This window comes from Arthrobacter parietis, assembly GCF_039530425.1.
Classification (GTDB): Bacteria; Actinomycetota; Actinomycetes; order Actinomycetales; family Micrococcaceae; genus Arthrobacter_D; species Arthrobacter_D parietis.
In genome coordinates this window covers 639,706-657,699 of record NZ_BAAAON010000002.1, presented here as the reverse complement: position 1 = coordinate 657,699, position 17,994 = coordinate 639,706, and the positions used below count along the sequence as shown (strand labels likewise).

The 17,994-nt window shown below is 62.7% G+C and carries 14 protein-coding genes and 2 pseudogenes; 12 read left to right on the top strand and 4 right to left on the bottom strand.

Annotation, left to right across the window (positions count from 1 at the left end; genetic code table 11):
* The first annotated feature begins 116 nt into the window (after positions 1 to 116).
* From thrS to ABFX19_RS11200, 9 genes and pseudogenes are all read left to right on the top strand, one after another.
* Entirely contained in the window at positions 117 to 2,132 is a 2,016-nt protein-coding gene (thrS, locus tag ABFX19_RS11240; RefSeq protein ID WP_277358391.1) for a threonine--tRNA ligase, read from the top strand.
* A gap of 6 nt (positions 2,133 to 2,138) precedes the next feature.
* The gene (locus tag ABFX19_RS11235) at positions 2,139 to 2,759 is read left to right on the top strand and encodes an HIT family protein (protein ID WP_277358390.1); all 621 of its coding nucleotides are present in this window, start codon (positions 2,139 to 2,141) and stop codon (positions 2,757 to 2,759) included.
* A complete protein-coding gene (pgsA, locus tag ABFX19_RS11230) occupies positions 2,749 to 3,357 on the top strand; it encodes a phosphatidylinositol phosphate synthase (protein WP_277358389.1) in 609 nt (202 codons plus the stop codon). Before ABFX19_RS11235 ends, pgsA begins: the two co-directional genes overlap by 11 nt.
* A 136-nt stretch (positions 3,358 to 3,493) precedes the next feature.
* The gene (locus ABFX19_RS11225) at positions 3,494 to 4,339 is read left to right on the top strand and encodes a hypothetical protein (protein WP_346028317.1); all 846 of its coding nucleotides are present in this window, start codon (positions 3,494 to 3,496) and stop codon (positions 4,337 to 4,339) included.
* Between the two features lie 609 nt (positions 4,340 to 4,948).
* Positions 4,949 to 7,933, top strand: coding sequence for a S8 family serine peptidase (locus ABFX19_RS11220; RefSeq protein ID WP_277358387.1), 2,985 nt, complete (start codon positions 4,949 to 4,951; stop codon positions 7,931 to 7,933).
* 572 nt (positions 7,934 to 8,505) lie between these two features.
* Positions 8,506 to 8,721: a hypothetical protein gene (locus ABFX19_RS11215; protein WP_277358386.1), complete on the top strand. Its 216-nt coding sequence runs from the start codon at positions 8,506 to 8,508 to the stop codon at positions 8,719 to 8,721.
* Positions 8,722 to 8,833: 112 nt separating this feature from the next.
* Positions 8,834 to 9,124, top strand: coding sequence for a hypothetical protein (locus ABFX19_RS11210; RefSeq protein ID WP_277358385.1), 291 nt, complete (start codon positions 8,834 to 8,836; stop codon positions 9,122 to 9,124).
* Positions 9,125 to 9,148: 24 nt separating this feature from the next.
* Entirely contained in the window at positions 9,149 to 10,147 is a 999-nt protein-coding gene (locus tag ABFX19_RS11205) for a S41 family peptidase (RefSeq protein ID WP_277358384.1), read from the top strand.
* 371 nt (positions 10,148 to 10,518) lie between these two features.
* Positions 10,519 to 10,800 (top strand): annotated as a pseudogene (locus ABFX19_RS11200) (P-loop nucleotide/nucleoside kinase family protein); the annotation flags it as partial.
* 93 nt (positions 10,801 to 10,893) lie between these two features.
* Here ABFX19_RS11200 and ABFX19_RS11195 read toward each other — a convergent pair.
* A pseudogene (locus tag ABFX19_RS11195) lies at positions 10,894 to 11,386 on the bottom strand (transposase); the annotation flags it as partial.
* Between the two features lie 170 nt (positions 11,387 to 11,556).
* Between ABFX19_RS11195 and pdxS the strand changes: the two are divergent.
* Complete coding sequence (gene pdxS / locus ABFX19_RS11190) at positions 11,557 to 12,471, top strand: pyridoxal 5'-phosphate synthase lyase subunit PdxS (protein WP_204535715.1); 915 nt, start codon at positions 11,557 to 11,559, stop codon at positions 12,469 to 12,471.
* Positions 12,472 to 12,567: 96 nt separating this feature from the next.
* Positions 12,568 to 13,836 (top strand): CapA family protein, encoded by a 1,269-nt coding sequence (locus ABFX19_RS11185; protein ID WP_346028316.1) that lies wholly within the window; start codon positions 12,568 to 12,570, stop codon positions 13,834 to 13,836.
* A gap of 12 nt (positions 13,837 to 13,848) precedes the next feature.
* On the opposite strand, the gene ABFX19_RS11180 is transcribed toward ABFX19_RS11185, so the two are convergent.
* From ABFX19_RS11180 to ABFX19_RS11170, 3 genes are all read right to left on the bottom strand, one after another.
* A complete protein-coding gene (locus ABFX19_RS11180) occupies positions 13,849 to 14,562 on the bottom strand; it encodes a GNAT family N-acetyltransferase (protein ID WP_277358381.1) in 714 nt (237 codons plus the stop codon).
* The gene (locus tag ABFX19_RS11175) at positions 14,559 to 16,577 is read right to left on the bottom strand and encodes a M3 family metallopeptidase (protein WP_346028315.1); all 2,019 of its coding nucleotides are present in this window, start codon (positions 16,575 to 16,577) and stop codon (positions 14,559 to 14,561) included. The genes ABFX19_RS11180 and ABFX19_RS11175 overlap by 4 nt, the downstream gene beginning before the upstream one ends.
* Positions 16,578 to 16,686: 109 nt before the next feature.
* The gene (locus ABFX19_RS11170) at positions 16,687 to 16,980 is read right to left on the bottom strand and encodes a hypothetical protein (protein WP_346028314.1); all 294 of its coding nucleotides are present in this window, start codon (positions 16,978 to 16,980) and stop codon (positions 16,687 to 16,689) included.
* Here ABFX19_RS11170 and ABFX19_RS11165 point away from each other — a divergent pair.
* On the top strand, positions 16,979 to 17,992 hold the full coding sequence (locus ABFX19_RS11165; protein ID WP_346028313.1) for a CapA family protein: 1,014 nt from the start codon (positions 16,979 to 16,981) through the stop codon (positions 17,990 to 17,992). The genes ABFX19_RS11170 and ABFX19_RS11165 overlap by 2 nt on opposite strands.
* Positions 17,993 to 17,994 lie beyond the last annotated feature (2 nt).

Sequence of the window (17,994 nt, the reverse complement as noted above, 5' to 3'; positions counted from 1 at the left end):
AACGGATACCATCGAAACACCGCCGCAGGAGTGTTGGGCCTGGGTTGGCCAACATCCGCGGGTACGGTTGATCGATCAGTATCCGTGCACTTCACCCTTATCAAGAGGAGACCTCAGTGTCAGCGCCCCCATCAATCACCCTCATCGTCAACGGCGAAGAGCAGCGGGTGACCACCGGGACTACGGGAGCGGACCTCTTCAGGGAGCAGCGCGACGTCGTCGTCGTCCGTGTAAATGGCGAGCTGTGGGACCTGAGCCGCGCGCTGGAGGACGGCTCGCAGGTGGAACCGGTTACCGTTGATTCTGCGGATGGGCTGAACGTTCTTCGCCACTCCGCCGCGCACGTGATGGCGCAGGCCGTCCAGCAGTTGCGGCCTGATGCGAAACTCGGCATAGGCCCTTACATCACCGACGGCTTCTACTTCGACTTCGATGTCAACGAGCCCTTCACTCCCGAAGACCTGAAGCAGGTCGAAAAGATGATGCTGAAGATCGTCAACGCGAACCAGTTCTTCCAGCGCCGCGTCGCGAGTGAAGACGAAGCCCGCGAAGCGATGAAGGACGAGCCCTACAAGCTCGAACTGATCGGTTTGAAGGGCGGCAACGGCGATATTACTGACGACGACGGCGCTTCCGTTGAGGTCGGTGCCGGCGAGCTGACCATCTACGACAACGTGGACCGCAAATCCGGTGACGTGGTCTGGAAGGACCTCTGCCGGGGCCCGCATCTGCCGAACACCAAACTGATTTCCAACGCGTATGCGCTGACGCGTTCGGCCGCGGCGTACTGGCGCGGCAGTGAGAAGAACAAGCAGCTGCAGCGCATCTATGGCACTGCCTGGCCCACCAAGGAAGACCTCAAGGCCTACCAGGAGCGCCTGGCCGAAGCCGAGCGCCGCGACCACCGCAAGCTCGGCACTGAACTGGACCTGTTCTCCTTCCCGGACGAGCTGGGTTCAGGCCTGCCGGTGTTCCACCCCCGTGGCGGCATCATCCGCAAGGCGATGGAGGATTACTCACGGCAGCGGCACGTCGAGGCCGGCTACGAGTTTGTCTACACACCGCACATCACCAAGGGCCACCTGTACGAGGTTTCCGGGCACCTGGACTGGTACCGCGACGGCATGTTCCCTCCCATGCACGTGGACGCGGAGCTCGACGCCGACGGCAAGGTCCGCAAGCCTGGCCAGGACTACTACCTGAAGCCGATGAACTGCCCGATGCACAACCTGATCTTCCGCTCCCGCGGGCGGTCCTACCGTGAACTGCCGTTGCGGCTCTTCGAGTTTGGGTCGGTTTACCGGTACGAGAAGTCGGGCGTGGTGCACGGACTGACCCGCGTGCGCGGCATGACCCAGGATGATGCGCACATCTACTGCACCCGCGAGCAGATGAAGGATGAGCTCACCGGTACGCTCAACTTCGTCCTCGGACTGCTGAAGGATTACGGCCTCAACGACTTCTACCTGGAACTGTCCACCAAGGACCCCGAGAAGTACGTCGGCGAGGACGAGGCCTGGGAGGAAGCAACTCGGACTCTCGCCGAGGTCGCAGAGGCATCGGGCCTGGAATTGGTTCCCGATCCGGGCGGAGCTGCGTTCTATGGGCCGAAGATCTCAGTGCAGGCGCGGGACGCGATCGGCCGCACGTGGCAGATGTCAACCATCCAGCTGGATTTCAACCTGCCCGAGCGCTTCGAGCTTGAGTACCAGGCGGCGGATGGAACGCGCCAGCGGCCCGTCATGATCCACCGGGCGCTGTTCGGCTCCATTGAGCGGTTCCTCGGTGTGCTGACCGAGCACTACGCGGGTGCCTTCCCAGCCTGGCTGGCTCCCGTCCAGGTCCTCGCCATCCCCGTTGCCGACGCCTTCAACGACTACCTGTTTGACGTCGTCGACAAGCTCAAGGCCGAGGGGATCCGTGCCGAAGTCGACATCAGCTCTGACCGCTTCCCGAAGAAGATTCGTACCGCGAGCAAGGAGAAGGTGCCCTTCGTCCTGATCGCCGGTGGGGACGACGCCGACGCCGGTGCCGTTTCCTTCAGGTTCCGGGACGGAAGCCAGGAGAACCAGGTGCCGGTCGACCAGGCCGTGAAGCGGATCGTGGAAGCCGTCCGCAACCGGGAACAGTAGCGGCATATGCACCACGAGTCGGGCGTTGACGGTCAGATCCACGAGGACACGAACGTAACGGACAGCTTTGAGCTGCCCGGTGTCCCCGACGCCTTCCAGCGCCTGTGGACTCCACACCGCCTCGCATACATCAAGGGCGGGCAGGGGCAGTTCAACAAGCAGGAGGACTGCCCTTTCTGCGCCGCTCCTGCACGGTCCGATCAGGAATCGCTGATTGTCCACCGCGGCACAAGCGCATACGTCGTCCTGAACCTGTTCCCCTACAACCCAGGCCACCTGCTGGTGTGCCCGTACCGACACGTACCCGACTACACCGACATCACCGCCGAGGAGACAGTCGAAATAGCGCAGCTGACGCAGACCGCCATGCATGCGCTGCGCAGCGTAGCCCGGCCCACGGGTTTCAACCTCGGCATGAACCAGGGAGTCACCGGGGGTGCCGGCATCGCATCCCACCTGCACCAGCATGTTGTTCCCCGGTGGAGCGGCGACGGCAATTTCTTCCCGATCATCGCGCAGACCAAGGCAATCACGCAGACCCTCGACGAGGTGAGGGCGCAACTCGCCGCAGCATGGGAAGAAGCCTCCGCTACCCCCACCGATGCCGGAGCGGGCGATGCTGAATAAATACGCGCGGTCATTCTTCACCTCGCTGTTTACACCGCTGGCTACCCTGCTCCTCAAGTGGAAAATATCGCCGGACACGGTCACCGTGGTGGGCACACTCGGTGTGGCAGGAGGAGCGCTCGTCTTCTACCCCCTGGGGGAGCTGTTCTGGGGCACCGTCTTCATCACCCTGTTCGTCTTTTCGGACGTCGTCGACGGAATCATGGCGCGCATGCAGGGCCGCAGCGGCTCCTGGGGCAGTTTTCTCGATTCCACCCTCGACCGCATCGCGGACGGTGCACTGTTTGCCGGCGTCGCGGTCTGGTTTTTCCTCGGCGGCAGCAACAGCGCGATCGCCGTCGCTGCTCTCGCCTGCCTGGTGCTCGGCATGATTGTCTCCTACGCGCGTGCCAAAGCCGAGTCACTCGGGTTCACTGCGAACGTTGGTATCGCGGAGCGCGCCGAGCGTCTGGTGTCGGTGCTGGTCGTGACAGGTCTGACCGGACTCGGGCTTCCTGAGGTAGTTCTGCTGGCAGTCCTGATCCTGCTGGCACTGGCAAGCGTCGTCACCATCGTGCAGCGCATTCTGACGGTGCGGGTCCAGGCTGCAGCTTCCTGAGCGCGATGCATCTGCAGAAGGCGCCGGATGCTGGTCGTGCTTTTCCTTAGGCCTGAGGATAAGCTTCGCAAAGATCGCAGGACCGCACGGAGCAATCAAGTCTAGCGCCAAAGCGGCTACTCAGAGAGGATCGCTTATGGGTTTTGACCAGCAGCATCAGCCGATGAACGCGTCGCCGGTTTTCGGCGTTGTCGCGACAGTAGTCGCGGGCGGTTTGTCTCTCATTGACGCGTCCAAACTGGATGCACCGCAGCGCCGCGCCGTGCATGCCGTAACAGCAGTCCTGACCGGTTTCTACGTCGCCGCTACAATCGCCGGCAGCAAGAGGGGGTTGGTTCCGCTGAAGACGACGGCCGGGATCGCCGTAACCGGTATCGCCCTTCGCTTCGCCGACGCCGGCGACACGATCGACCTGCGCTTTCAGGAGAAGCTGCGCGAGGCCGGGGCGAAACATCCACGCCGCTGGATGGCTGTGGCGGCGGCAGGAACGACGTTCGCCGGCTACCTGAGTGACCGAACCGCCGCCCGGAAGAGCCGGTTCGAGGCGGTGCTCGGCCACCCACCTGAGCATGAGAGGGTGCTGGACCCTGGAGTTCGAACCATCGCCGAAGGCATCCTGCGTGCCCGGGACATCTCGGGGGCGCCGGAGCTTCTGGCGCAACTCGCCTCAGCTCGGGAGGTCTACTGGGACGAGGACTTTACCTCCACCGCGCACTTTCGGGTTCCAGATGAATTTCCCCGCGCTGTGCCCCACAACCAGGTGTTCCCGGTTCGTGCGCAGTTCACCGGTCCGGACGGCACCCTGCTGCAGATCCTGCTGCATATCTACGACGGCGAGCTTGACATGTTGACTGTTGATGCAGCGGACCCGGATGACAGCGATTACGTCGACGGAATTCTCCAGAGTTGGCCGGAACCATCCGAGGTCACACACGTTATCGAAGATCCGGACGGACTGTGCCGAGCAACGAGTAACGGCTAACGTGGCCGCGATGCGTGGAAACCGACGTGAAGATGCTCGGTCAAACTACTAACCATCTTCATTACCGATGCGGCACTTCTCAAAAGACGTGAACATTCGCGAGAGCGATCCCGGGCGAGGGAGGCAGTCCCAGCACGCCGGAGTGCTGGTGCCCGCTAGCTGTAGCGGTCGACGGAGCGTGGATGCTGTGATGCAGGGTCACATTGATAATGTCCCGGCGGGAACTCCGCCCCAAGCCAGCCCGAGCGTAAGCGGCCTTCATCCCTGAACGCCAGCTCACCGGGTGAGGGTGTCAACAGAACCGGGGTAGTCCCGTCTGCTTGGCGGCCCTGGGATTTTTCATTTCCACACGAATCGCTGGCGGCATTGTGGCAGCAGGACTGTTTGCCATCTGTGCAGCCGTTTCATGGCCGGCTGCCGATCAGTTGCGACTCCTTATTCGGAGCATGAGGAGTCAACCGTCGTCGTGTCGTTGCCGGCGCTCAGTCGGTGCAGAGCGCACCGATCACAGTGGTACGGGCAAAACCTTCCCTCGTATAAAATACACGGGGGGATGCAATTGGGCGCTCCCCCCGCCCGCCACATCGGGCCTTCACCTCAAGGACGCTCATGGGTCGCCCCCGTCTCGTATCCGCCGCTGCCGCCACGATTGTTGCGCTGCTCGGCTCCACTCTTTTCGCAATGCCGGCATCGGCTGAAGCGCCCAAGCCGAAGGTGGACGACACCGTCCGCGCGACGCCTGAGCAGAAGCCCACGGATCAGTTCATCGTCAAGTTCAAGGAGACCGCCGGCACCGCATCAGCCCGCGGCAAAGCCTACGGTGCGACTGCCAAAGGCCTGGGCATCAGCGTCAAGGAACTGCGGGCGATGAGCACAGGAGCGACCGTCGTAAAGACAGACCGCGAGCTGGACGCCGCCGCCGCCGAGGAGTTCATCGCCGATCTGGAAGCGGAACCGGCTGTCGAGTATGTCGAACCGGACACCATGATGTTCGCCCTGGCCCCGACACCCAACGACTTGTACTACGGCTACCAGTGGGACCTCACCAGCGAGCCATACGGGCTGGATATTCAACCGGCCTGGGACACCAGCACCGGCTCCGGTGTCGTGGTAGCCGTCATCGACTCAGGCGCCGTCCCTCACGAGGATCTGGATGCCAATATGCTGCCCGGATACGACATGATCGTGAGCAGCGCCATCGCCCGAGACGGGAACGGCCGGGACGCCAATCCACGTGATGAGGGAACCTACGGAGACGGCATCGACTGCGAGGTAGGCCAGTCCTCCTGGCACGGAGCTCACGTCGCAGGCACCATCGCAGCGGTCACTGGCAATGGCAAGGGAGTCGCAGGTGTGGCCCCGAACGCCAAGGTCCTGCCCATCCGTGCGCTGGGCCTGTGCGGCGGCGGCTACACCTCCGACATTGTCGACGGCATCACCTGGGCCTCGGGCGGAACCGTCGCCGGAGTTCCCGCCAACATGAACCCAGCACGGGTGATCAACCTCAGCCTGGGCGGCGATGGCTTCTGCACCAACAGCTACCAGACCGCCATCGACGCGGCAGTAGCCCGCGGAAGCGTCATCGTCGCAGCGGCAGGCAACGAATCCGACGATGCTTCCCTTTACTCTCCGGCGAGCTGCAACAACGTCATCTCGGTGGGCGCAACAGGACGCGACGGTCTGGGCGCGCCGTACTCCAACTTCGGTGACAGCGTCGATCTGAGCGCACCGGGCGGAAAAGTAATCTCCGGTGGGGACGGGCTGATCCTTTCGACGGTGAACCCTGGTACCCAGGGTCCGGCCGCCGGCAGTACGTACTCCTTCATGCAGGGCACCTCGATGGCCGCTCCGCATGTCGCCGGTGTGGCAGCCCTCATGCTCTCAGCCAACCCGTCCCTGACCTCCGCAAAAGTCGAGGAACTCCTCAAAGGAACCGTCGGAGCATTCGCCGGACCTCAGTTGAATCCATACGGCAGCGGCATCGTCCATGCCCCGACAGCGGTCGCAGCAGCGGTTCAAGGTTCCATTCCGGAGCCTGTTCTGCGGGTCCAACCAGGAAGGGTCAGCTTCAACGGCTCCCCGATTGTCGGTGCCACCGTGGGAGTAGTCGCCTCCGGTTGGGAGCCGGCCCCCGTTGAAATGTCGTACGAATGGTTCGTCGGTGACAATCCGATGCCGGTCTCCACAACCTCGCAGTACACGCTGCGAGTTGAGGACCACCGACAGAAACTATCAGTGGTCGCAACCGGTCAGCGAGAGGGGTACGAGCCCGCCTCTGTGAATAACGTCGTGACATCGTCAGTATCGGGCGCCACGCTCATGCCGGGCCCAGTGGCCGTCGCGGGCTCGCACATCGTCGGAGAAACACTTACCGCCAACGCCGGGCAGTGGAACCCGGCGCCGGTCCAGCTGCGGTACGAATGGCTCCGTAATGGAATGTTCATCTGGGATGCGGTTGGCCCCACTTACACCCTCGCAGGTCACGATGTGGGCGCCAACATCAGCGTCCGGGTCACAGGTTCGAAGGCTGGGTACAACCCCAGCTCACGTACCTCCGAGGGAATAGCCGTCCGGGGTGAAACCTTCACCGCGCCGGCGCCCACCATCACGGGAATGCCGAAGGTTGGCAATAAGCTGACCGCGGCAAGCGCCGTCTGGTCTCCAGCCCCGACCGCCACGACCTACCAGTGGCTTCGGAACGGCGTGCCGATCAGCGGTGCAACAGCGAGCACATACACGCTCACATCAGCCGACCGGGGTTTTGCGATCAGCGTGAGGTTCACCGGCTCGAGCCTTGGCTTCATCACTAAAGAGGTCACCAGTGCTCCCACGATCAAGGTCATGGCATCCTTCGCCTACGGAGACTACACCGGAGACGGCAACGCGGATGTCATCGCACGGCGCAGCAATGACCTGTTCATCCATGTAAGCAACGGTGATGGCACATGGCAGGTGCCCTTGCTCATTGGTACCGGTTTCCAAGGTGCGACAAGCTTGATCAAACCTGGTGACTTCAACAACGACGGGTTCGGCGATTACATGGCTCGGGACGCCTCCGGCGCCTTGTGGCTGCACTCAGACATCCGCGGCCACACCCGCAAGCAGATCGGTTCAGGGTGGCAGAACTTCGCCGGCCTGCACGCTCCGGGTGATTTCAACGGTGATGGAAATGTAGACGTCATTGCCCGAGACAAAGCTGGGGCTCTCTTCCTGTACCCCGGTAACGGCAAGGGCGGCTGGCTTGCGAAAGTGAAAATCGGCTCCGGCTGGCAAAATTTCACCGCCATCGTCACCCCTGGTGACTTCAATGGTGACGGCGCAGCCGACATGATGGCTCGAGACAAGGCTGGTGCTCTCTACCTGTACCCCGGTAACGGCAAGGGCGGGTGGAAAGCGAAGGTAAAGATCGGCACCGGCTGGCAGAACTTCACCGCCATCCACGGCGCCGGAGACTTCAACCGCGACAAGAAGAACGACATCATGGTCAGAGACAAACTCGGCGCCCTCTACCTCTACCCGGGCAACGGCACCGGAGGCTGGAAGACCAAGTCGAAAATCGGTTCCGGCTGGAACGGCCAGAGCGCCATCTTCTAATCCTGAGCCACATCCTTCGCAGGGCCCCCTTGACTGGGGTATCCTGCGAAGGTCGTTAAGCTCAACTTCTATGAGCACCTGGTCCGACCTGCTGAACGATTCGAACACCGAGCAGCTGACGAAGCTGCTTGCGTACAGGGGAGCCGAAACCATTCGTGCTGCCGGAGTCGGCGACCAGGCTCAATACCCGCCAGGGAGAGTTCGTCCTACACACGAATCGTGTTGATGTTGAACGAGGGGCACACCCGGGAAACAGGCGGTGGCCAGCGGCTTCCTCCGAGCATGCTCCACCAAGTGCGAAGTGTCTCAATCTGGGTGCTCTCGATGCTTCCGCGCTCAAGAGGTCGGTGGCCCCGACTTCTCGGAGGTATTCGATGGGATGGTATGGGCTGCGAGGGGGAATCATCAGCTTTTGGGGCACGGTAACCCGGCGGCTTCCACTTGGCTAGGGGCGAGGACCAGTTCCGCTGAATTTCGATCAAATCAAACGATTCTGTGACTGATGCGTCGTTTTTCGTGCTTACTGTGGGTGAGTGTTGCAAACCAGCACAAGTCTCAACTAAGGGGAGAACATGAAGAAATTCATTCGGGCACTGTTTGGTCTCGTCTCGCTGTGCACGCTGATGCTGATGGCTGCGATGCCAGCAAACGCCAAGTACATGATTTGCGGTGATGGCACGACCGTGTCCGGATCCGAGTCAGTCCAGTGTGGTGGCGGAGGCTGGGGCGGGGCCCAAGGTGGAATCGGCGACGTGTGCAGTCGCGCCTGTTCTGAACAGCTGACCTAGGAGTATGACGGCCCCGGGCGTCACAGCTTCGGGGCCGTCGCCTCTCCGACCAAGCATTCATCTAGAGAAGGCCCTAATGACCCAAGAGTGGTACAAAAACTTCGATCAGAGAATGTCGCACTCTGTCTCCAATTCGTGGCGAAAGCACCATCAGGTGGCTGGGAAGCGGCAGATGCTCGCCGGGTCCATCGTCACACTGATCGGTGTATGCCTGCTCATCCCAGGCATCAGCCAATATGTCGAGGTGGTCTACAAGGATAGTGCCGGAGGAGTTGGCATGGCCCTCTTCCTTACCGGAGCGGCGCTCGTCTTACTGCTTGCGGGTGTTCTGCTGTCCTGTATTGGATACTTCAGGCGGAGGAAAGACGCGCGGCAGACACTGACTTATGACGACGTAGCCTAGTGATAGCGATTGAGGGAGCAAGCGATGTCTTTACGGCGAGCAGTCCGGTCGACGGCTGCCTATCTCTTTGCACTTGCCCTGATGACTGGTTGCGCATCTAGTGCATCCCCGGGCACTCCGGAGGCAGAGTCCTCCAACGCCCCCGACGAGAACGTACGGAAGTATGTGAGTCAGGCGCTCACCTTCATCGAGGAGAATTCGTACAAAGTTGCCACTGACGAGTCTTTGGACTGGAAACAGCTCAAGGCTGGTGCAATCGAAGACACGGCCAATGCCCAGACCGTCGAAGGGACTCATGCAGTCATCGACGATGTACTGCTGGAAGCCAGCGGAGACCACAGTTTCTTTCTCACACCTGAGGACCTGGCCGAAACTGGTACAGAGGATCCAGTGCACCCGTCAGGATCCGTCCTCGGCGACGGCGTTGTATCCCTAGAAATTCCGGCCTTCAACGAAACTGCGGGCGGGCTTGCCACACGGTACGCAGACGCAGCTGTCGACGCAATCAATGCCAATCAAGGGGAGGCAACGTGCGGCTGGATCGTCGACCTGCGAGACAACACGGGCGGCAATATGTGGCCGATGATTGCTTCGCTCACCCCATTCCTCCCAGACGGACCAGTGATGTCTTTCGTCGACGGGGTAGGAGAGCGGTCTGTTGTCTCTGTCGAGGCTGACAGTGTGTTCTCCGGTGAAGAGCACGTCACTAGCACTACGGGCAGCGCGCCTGAGCTCGCTGACCTCCCGTTGGCGGTCCTGCAGTCGGGAGACACAGCCAGCTCGGGGGAAGCTACGCTTATTTCGCTGTTGTCGCGGGAGGGTGTCCGAACATTCGGAAGCCCGAGTGCAGGCTACGCCACGGGGAATGTCTCTTCGCGGCTTCCCGACGGCTCGATTATCGGCGTCACCCAGTCCCGGATGGCCACCGCTGATGGGACCGGGTACACCGGGGCCATCGAACCAGACGTCGCTACAGACGACCCTGAACAAACCGCGGTGGCATGGCTGAACAGCGTCTGCTGATGCGACCATTCAGCGCTCGGTGATCAGGAGACGTTTACGTGAAGTGGCGCGCATAAGTTGGAGAGCCAGGCGCGGCAGTTCCCATGAAAGACGCGAGGTTCAGGTCGCGCGTCGCGGTGAGCCGGACCATGACTTTGTCACCGTAGTCTTCGAGGTTGAGCATCCCGTCGTCGACGGGACATCGTGCAGTAAATGATCGACAGCTCGGTGATTTTTCGACCGACTTTCCGAGGGCAGGTCATCGATGACAGGAACGCCCTCGCCGTGCTCTCCGGCGGACGGGACCGCCCAACTACGATGACCACACGGCAGCAGGAAACCAACCTCCCGTGAACGCCTCGACCTTAGGATTATGGAGCCCTTGGAGGGATATGGCACCCGGAGGCAAAATTGTACGGCGACCGGTATTGATCCTCTTTTGTGGTCTTCCCGAATCCGGCAAGACCACTGCCGGGTGTGAGCGAGAACGGGAGACGGGTGCCATCCGCTTCAGTACCGATGAATGGATGGCAGATCTAGGCGTCGACTACTTCGATGGGTTGCGCGACGGGCTGCAGTTGCGGCTGAATCGACTTTGGAAAGAACTGCTCGAACGAGGGCAGAGTGTCATTTTGGAAGACGGAACCTGGAAGCGGGGAGGCTGGAAGACCAAGGTGAAAATCGATTCCGGCTGGAACGGACTCAAGGTCATCTTTCAAGCGAGCAGGGACTGTCTCATTTACGGTGTATCCGGCGGTTTGTTTAGTAGTTTCAGCTGCCGGGAATCGGTCGCTGAAAGTGATGCGAAGGCGTTCAAAGCGGGCTTCCAACGCACTGCCCATCGGGTCTTGCCGGCACCGGTCGGATCGAGGGATCGGGTGACCAGATGGAGGCACTTTAGCGCAGCCTGCTCGGTGGGGAAATGACCGCGGGCCTTCACGGCGCGCCGGTACCTGGCATTGAGGGATTCGATCGCGTTGGTTGAGCAGATCACTCGCCGGATCTCTACGTCGTAGTCCAGACGTTGGAGACCACTTCGGGTAGGCCTTTGAGCCCGTCGCAAACCAGGAAGAAGCTGTCTTTGACGCCGCGGTTCTTGATGTCGGTCAGCACACTCATCCAGAACTTCGCGCCCTCCCCGCCGGTGCCGGCCCAGAGCCCCAGGATGTCCTTCTCCCGCGCCAGGGTCACTCCGATCGCGGCGTAGATAGGCCGGTTGGCGACCGAGCATTGTCTGTATTGCAAGCATTGTCTGTCAATACATGCATCGCGGGGCTGTGAGGTACACGTTTTGTTGAACGTATGCCCGATGGTGCGCTGTTCGCGTGCACAACAAATCCGCCGTTACGTACAGTTGCTGACCGGCGATTCGGAGCAGCCGCCGGGCGTATCATGGATTGTCATCTTTTCTCTACCCGAGGGGCCATACTGTGTCCACTGTTGAAGAAGCTTCCACCACTGCGCCCGTGACCGGCAGCAGCCGCGTCAAGCGCGGAATGGCGGAGATGCTCAAGGGCGGCGTCATCATGGATGTCGTCACCGCAGAGCAGGCCCGTATCGCCGAGGACGCCGGTGCCGTTGCCGTCATGGCGCTCGAGCGCGTACCCGCCGACATCCGTGCCCAGGGCGGGGTGTCGCGCATGTCGGACCCTGACATGATCGACAGCATCGTCGAGGCCGTCTCCATCCCGGTCATGGCAAAAGCCCGCATCGGTCATTTCGTCGAGGCGCAGGTGCTGCAGTCCCTCGGTGTGGACTACATCGACGAGTCCGAGGTGCTGACTCCTGCGGACTTCACCAACCACATCGACAAGTGGAAGTTCACCGTTCCCTTCGTCTGCGGTGCAACCAACCTCGGTGAGGCTTTGCGCCGCCTCAACGAAGGTGCGGCCATGATCCGCTCCAAGGGCGAGGCCGGCACCGGGGACGTCTCCAACGCCACCATGCATATGCGCAAGATCCGCTCGGAAATTGCCCGCCTCACTTCCATGGCCGACGACGAGCTATACGTTGCAGCCAAGGAACTCCAGGCACCGTACGAGCTCGTCAAGGAAGTTGCCGCGGCAGGCAAGCTTCCGGTCGTCCTGTTCACCGCCGGCGGCATTGCCACACCGGCCGATGCCGCCATGATGATGCAGCTCGGTGCTGACGGCGTCTTCGTAGGCTCCGGCATCTTCAAGTCCGGCAACCCGGCCGAGCGCGCCGCCGCCATCGTCAAGGCAACCACCTTCCACGACGATCCGGACATGATCGCCAAGGTCTCCCGCGGCCTCGGTGAAGCAATGGTCGGCATCAACGTGGACGAGATCCCGCAGCCGCACCGCCTCGCCGAGCGCGGCTGGTAGGACTGCAGACAGCATTGAATAGCGCGAAGGGCCGGACACTATGTCCGGCCCTTTGCCGTTGGGATCCGGGCGCTCACTCGGGGCTACGCTGTCGGTGTGAACCGTAGCAGCACATCAATCGTTCGAGCAGCAGCGCTGTCCGTGCTGCTGCTGCTACCCGGGTGCTCCGGATCCGGGAGCGTGTCTCCTACGGGACCCCCGGACATAGCGGACACAACCTCACCTCCGCCGGGCGCTCCATCGCCTGGAACGTCCGCTACGGCGCGGCCTAAGCCTGAATCACCGAGCCCGACGCCGCTTCGCACCACCGCCGCCAAGACCGCTACCTGCCCGGGCGGGGAATGCCTCACCGTGGTGCTCACCGGTGACCTGCTGCTACACGAAGGTCTGTGGGAACAGGCAGCAGTCGACGGCGGCGGTCAGTTGGACTTCGGACCGATGCTTGCGGCGCAGGAGGAGTACATCGCGCCGGCTGACCTCGCTATCTGTCACCAGGAAACTCCGCTGGCTGAGCCGGGCGGCCCATATTCCGGCTTTCCAGCCTTCAACGTCCCTCCCCAGATTGCAGACGCCGTCGCGAATTTGGGTTACGACGCCTGCACAACAGCCAGCAACCATACCCTCGACGCCGGCACTGCGGGACTGAACCGCACCCTGGACACGCTGGATACGGCAGGGCTCGAACACACCGGCTCCTACCGCACAGCCGCGGAGGCAGCTGAGCCGCTCATCGTGGATACCGGCGAAGCGCGAATCGCCGTAATCACCGGAACCTATGCGCTCAACGGGATCGTGCCTGAGTTCGGCTGGCAGGTGGATCAGCTGGATCCGGCAGTGATGATCGCCAAGGCGGACGAAGCGCGCGAGGCGGGCGCCGACGTCGTACTTGCAGCGGTGCACGCCGGCGACGAATATGCCGACTATGCCAACGCTCAGCAGCAGGAAGTAGCGCACGCACTCGTGGACAGCGGCCGCTTCGACCTGGTTTACGGCCACCACAGCCATTCGGTGCTGCCCATCGAGAAGTACAACGGCGTCTGGATCGTCTATGGACTCGGGAACACCATCGCCGCACACCTCACGCCGGACATCCGCAACACCGAGGGACTGCTGGTGGAAGTTTCCTTCGAGCAGGACGACGACGGCGGCTGGCAGGGTGCAGGAATCCGCTGGCTTCCGGCCACCTGGAACGGGCCGGCCCACCGCTGGTGCCCGGTGGCCGCCGTCAATCTCGAGGAGATGGCCGCGTTGGGTACGTCTTGCGTCTCCACCGAGGCGGACGCGGCGAGCAGGCAGCGCAGCAAGGTAACCGTCGAGTCGATGGGGGCGGCAGATGCCGGTGCCGTCGAGTGGCAGGGGCAGTAAATCCACCAAGCTTCAACGGAGGTGCAGCCACCACGTTTGTCCGCGGCCAATGAGTTCGAATCCGCGGCGGGAATATAGCTCATACCCCTCAGGCGTGGCGTTCAACGCCAGTTCCTGCGCCCCCGCAGCCGTAGCCTCCTGCGCCACCGCTGAAAGGAGCGCCGTGCCAAGGCCGCTGCGACGGAACTGGGGGAGCACCTCCATGTTGAAGATCCCACCGACGGCTCTGGCGTCAGCGGCCGCTCCGTCATAGAAGGAATAGGCGGCGCCGACGGGCATCTCACCCACACGCGCGAGCGCATGCCAGGCCTTCGCCGGTTCGGCGCGGGTAATGGCCAGTTCCGCAGCGAGCGGACCGGAGTACTCGGGCACGCGCGTGGTGATCGCGGCTCCTGCCGGGTCAAGGCCGGCGAGCGCCTCGACCGGCGCGCTCATCCACCAAGGCTGCCAGCCGGATTCAAACCCGAAGTCGGCTAGCTCCTTGCCCCGAACTGCGCCGTTGAGCCACACGCCCACTGTGCGGGCACCCAACCGGACGCCCTCAGCTAGCCCCGGCCGCAACCCTGCCGGGGACAACGTGGTGGGAAACATCAGCATGAGCTCACGCCTAGCAGGCAGCCAGATCCAGTCGCATTCGTGCGTGGAGAAGGTGCGGCCGCCGGTTGCCTGCGCCATGGCAGCGAACCAGGCGCGCTGCAGGCGCTGGCAACCGGCGATGGTGGTCATGACTGCTCAGCCAGCCCTCGACGCTCGAGGAGGGGATCGATGCTGGCTGCGCGGCCACGGAAGGCAGCGAAGGCATCCAGCGGGTCAACGCTGTATCCGCGTGAAAGCAGTTCCCTGCGGAAATGTTCTCCGTTCTCCCGCGTCAGCCCGCCCGATTCCTTGAACCACTCGACGCTGTCCGCGTCCAGAACCTCGCTCCAGATGTAGGCGTAGTAAGCCGCTGAGTAGCCGCCCGCGAAAATGTGTTTGAAGTATCCGGTGCGGTACCGCGGCGGGACGGGCGCATAGTCCACGCCGGCGTCGTGCAGTGCCTGCTTCTCAAAAGCAAGCGGGTCCTCCACCGTGGTGCCCGGCGGCAGCTCATGCCACGCGAGGTCGAGAAGAGCAGCACCCAGGTATTCGGTGGTGGCGAAACCCTCACCCCATTTCCTGGCGGCTACGAGCTTGTCGATCATCTCCTGAGGGAGCGCCTCACCGGTCTGATGGTGGCGCGCATAGTTGCTGACCACTTCCGGCCAGAGCATCCACATTTCGTTGACCTGTGAAGGATATTCCACGAAGTCCCGCGGAACGCTCGTTCCGGAAAACAACGGGTACGTGACATCCGAGAAGAGCCCATGCAGTGCGTGACCGAACTCGTGGAACGTGGTCCGCACCTCGTCGAAGGTCAGCAGTGTGGGTTCACCCGCGGGTGGCCTGGACACGTTCAGGTTGTTCACCACGACGGCCCGGGTTCCGCCAAGGCGCGACTGCTCCACGAAGGAGTTCATCCACGCGCCGCCGTTCTTGGTGTCCCGTGTGTAGTAGTCGCCGAGGAAGAGCCCCAACTCGGAGCCGTCCTCTTCCCGGACCTCCCAGATCCGTACCTCGGGGTGGTACCCCTGAAGATCTTCCCGTTCATGGAAAGTGAGCCCGTAGAGCCTATTCGCCGCGAAGAAAACGCCGTCATTCAGTACCCGGTCGAGCTCGAAGTAGGGGCGCAGGGCGGCGAGGTCCACGTCGTACCGCTCGGAGCGGACCTTCTCGGAGTAGAACGACCAGTCCCAGGCCTCGACCGGGTGACCTGCCACGTCCTCGAGCTGCTCAGCTTCCGCGCGTGCATTCCGGACAGCCGGCTGTGCAAGGCGTTCGAGCATTTCGTGGATAGCATCCAGTGACGGCGCAGTCTGGTCATCAGTGGCGAGCTCGGCGTGATTGGTGAAACCCAGCAGGGACGCCCGCTCAGCCCGCAGTGCCGCCATTTCCGCGGCGACGCGGATGGTGTTGTCCGCGTTGTCGCGGGACCCGCGATTGACGGACGCTTCATGCAGGCGGCGGCGGGTTTCCCGGTTGGTCAGGGACTCCAGTGCAGGCTGGGAGGTCGGCAGGATCAGCGTCAGGAGATACTGGTCCGGGTGGCCGGCGGCACCGGCGGCGTCTGCTGCAGAGGCGATGTCGTCCGCGGACAATCCGTCGAGTTCTGAAGCGTCGTCGACAAGCAGGGCAGACGCATTCGTGTCACGGAGCAGCCGCTGCCCGAACTCGGTGCTGAGCCGGGAGAGCTCGCCATTCAGTTCGCGCAGGCGGTGCTGCGCGGCGTCGTCGAGCTGGGCGCCGGCGCGAACGAAGCGCTGCCGGTACTCGTCGGCCAGACGTGCGGACTCAGCGTCGAGCCCGGATGTCTCAACTGCATTCACGCGCGCGAAGAGCGCAGCGTTGAGGTAGATGTTGTCTTCATGCGCGGCAAGGCACGGGGCGATCTCCGTCTCCACCGCCTGGATTCCCTCAGTGGAGTGAGCGGATGAGTTATTGAAGAACACCAGCGCGACGCGGCGAAGCGCTTGCCCGGCGCGCTCCATTGCCACGATCGTGTTGTCGAAGGATGCGGGCTCAGGCTCGGCGATGATCGCCTCGATCTCAGCGAGGTGCTCCCGGATACCGGTTTCAAACGCCGGCAGGAAGTCTTCCTCGCGGATCTGCGCGAAGGGAGGCAACTGGAACGGCAGGGTGCTCGGATTCTGAAAAGGGTTGCTCATGGTAACCAACCTTGGCATAACGAGCGGCACCGCTCCAGCAGGCAAGCCCGTTTGCATCCCGTGTTCGCTTCGGTGGGTTCATCCTCAGGTTCCCCTCCGGTCGCACCTATCATTGGAAGTCATCATCAAGGGAGGTCGTTGTGTCTGGACGGACGCGAAATCGGAGCACGTGGGGAGCGCTGGGATTGGCCCTCACGCTTGCCTGCTCGGGCTGCATGGGAGTAGGTGAGGGGCGCACCACCCAGGGCTCAGAACCAACGACGACGACGGCGCCCGCCTCCTCTGCGCCCGCCGCCTCCTCTGCGCCGGCCACCTCAAATTCCTCCGAGGCTCCGGAACCTACCCCCGAGCCGACGCCCGGGAAGGGGCCGGACTGCCCGACGGACCGCTGCTTCTCCTTCATGGCCTCCGGCGATCTTCTGGTGCACCCCCAACTGTGGGACCAGGCAGCCGTCGATGCGCGGCAAACCGGCAAGGGCACTCTTGATTTCGAGCCGCTTCTGGCTGGACAGCGTCCCTACATCGAGGCGAGTGATCTCGCCATGTGCCATATGGAAACGCCGGTAGCGACGCCTGAGGGTCCCTTCAGCGGCTACCCCCAGTTCAACGTCCCACCGCAGATCCTCGACGCCGCGAAGGCCGTTGGATACCAGGCGTGCACCACGGCCAGCAACCACACAATCGACGCCGGTACGGAAGGGTTGGTGCGCACCCTGGACACCCTGGACCGGCTCGGACTCGAACACACCGGCTCCTACCGCACCGAAGCGGACGCCCAGGAGTTGATGATCCTCGAGACGCCGGCCGCGCAGGTTGCAGTCATCGAAGCCACCTACGGTCTGAACGGCCTGATTCCGGAATTCCCGTGGCAGGTGGACATGCTCGACGCGCCCACCATGATCGCAAAGGCGGAGAGGGCGCGCGAGGAGGGAGCCGACGTCGTTATCGCGGCTATCCATGCCGGCGATGAGTACGCCTCGCTGCCCAACCAGCAGCAGATCGACCTCGCCCATGCCCTTGCCGACAGCGGGGCGGTCGACTTCATCTATGGCCACCACACGCACTCGGTGCTGCCGATCGAGTATTACAACGACACCTGGATCGTCTACGGTCTCGGCAATGGGGTCACCGAGCTGTCACCGGTATATGACGTCAACAATGAGGGGCTGACCATCCGGGCGCAGTTCGCCGCCGATGAGTCGGGTCAGTGGACAGTCAGCGATCTGGCCTGGGTGCCGTCGGTGATCGTCCGGGATCCGTACCGCTGGTGTTCGCTGGCTCCAGACCAGGAGCCGGGCTCCTGCTCAACCCCGGAGCATGAAGCGGCGGTCAAGGCCAGAACGCTGGCAACGGTGGAGACTTACGGCGCGTCCGAAGACGGCGCGCACCAGTGGCTGGTGACCGAGGAAGACTAAGC

What these genes read in the sequence shown, in the direction of transcription:
- ABFX19_RS11235 (WP_277358390.1), top strand. Translation starts at nt 2,139, where the DNA reads ATGCACCACGAGTCGGGCGTTGACGGTCAGATCCACGAGGACACGAAC.
- pgsA (WP_277358389.1), top strand. Translation starts at nt 2,749, where the DNA reads ATGCTGAATAAATACGCGCGGTCATTCTTCACCTCGCTGTTTACACCG.
- ABFX19_RS11225 (WP_346028317.1), top strand. Translation starts at nt 3,494, where the DNA reads ATGGGTTTTGACCAGCAGCATCAGCCGATGAACGCGTCGCCGGTTTTC.
- ABFX19_RS11220 (WP_277358387.1), top strand. Translation starts at nt 4,949, where the DNA reads ATGGGTCGCCCCCGTCTCGTATCCGCCGCTGCCGCCACGATTGTTGCG.
- ABFX19_RS11215 (WP_277358386.1), top strand. Translation starts at nt 8,506, where the DNA reads ATGAAGAAATTCATTCGGGCACTGTTTGGTCTCGTCTCGCTGTGCACG.
- ABFX19_RS11210 (WP_277358385.1), top strand. Translation starts at nt 8,834, where the DNA reads ATGTCGCACTCTGTCTCCAATTCGTGGCGAAAGCACCATCAGGTGGCT.
- ABFX19_RS11205 (WP_277358384.1), top strand. Translation starts at nt 9,149, where the DNA reads ATGTCTTTACGGCGAGCAGTCCGGTCGACGGCTGCCTATCTCTTTGCA.
- ABFX19_RS11180 (WP_277358381.1), bottom strand. Translation starts at nt 14,562, where the DNA reads ATGACCACCATCGCCGGTTGCCAGCGCCTGCAGCGCGCCTGGTTCGCT.
- ABFX19_RS11175 (WP_346028315.1), bottom strand. Translation starts at nt 16,577, where the DNA reads ATGAGCAACCCTTTTCAGAATCCGAGCACCCTGCCGTTCCAGTTGCCT.
- ABFX19_RS11165 (WP_346028313.1), top strand. Translation starts at nt 16,979, where the DNA reads ATGGCCTCCGGCGATCTTCTGGTGCACCCCCAACTGTGGGACCAGGCA.
- ABFX19_RS11170 (WP_346028314.1), bottom strand. Translation starts at nt 16,980, where the DNA reads ATGAAGGAGAAGCAGCGGTCCGTCGGGCAGTCCGGCCCCTTCCCGGGC.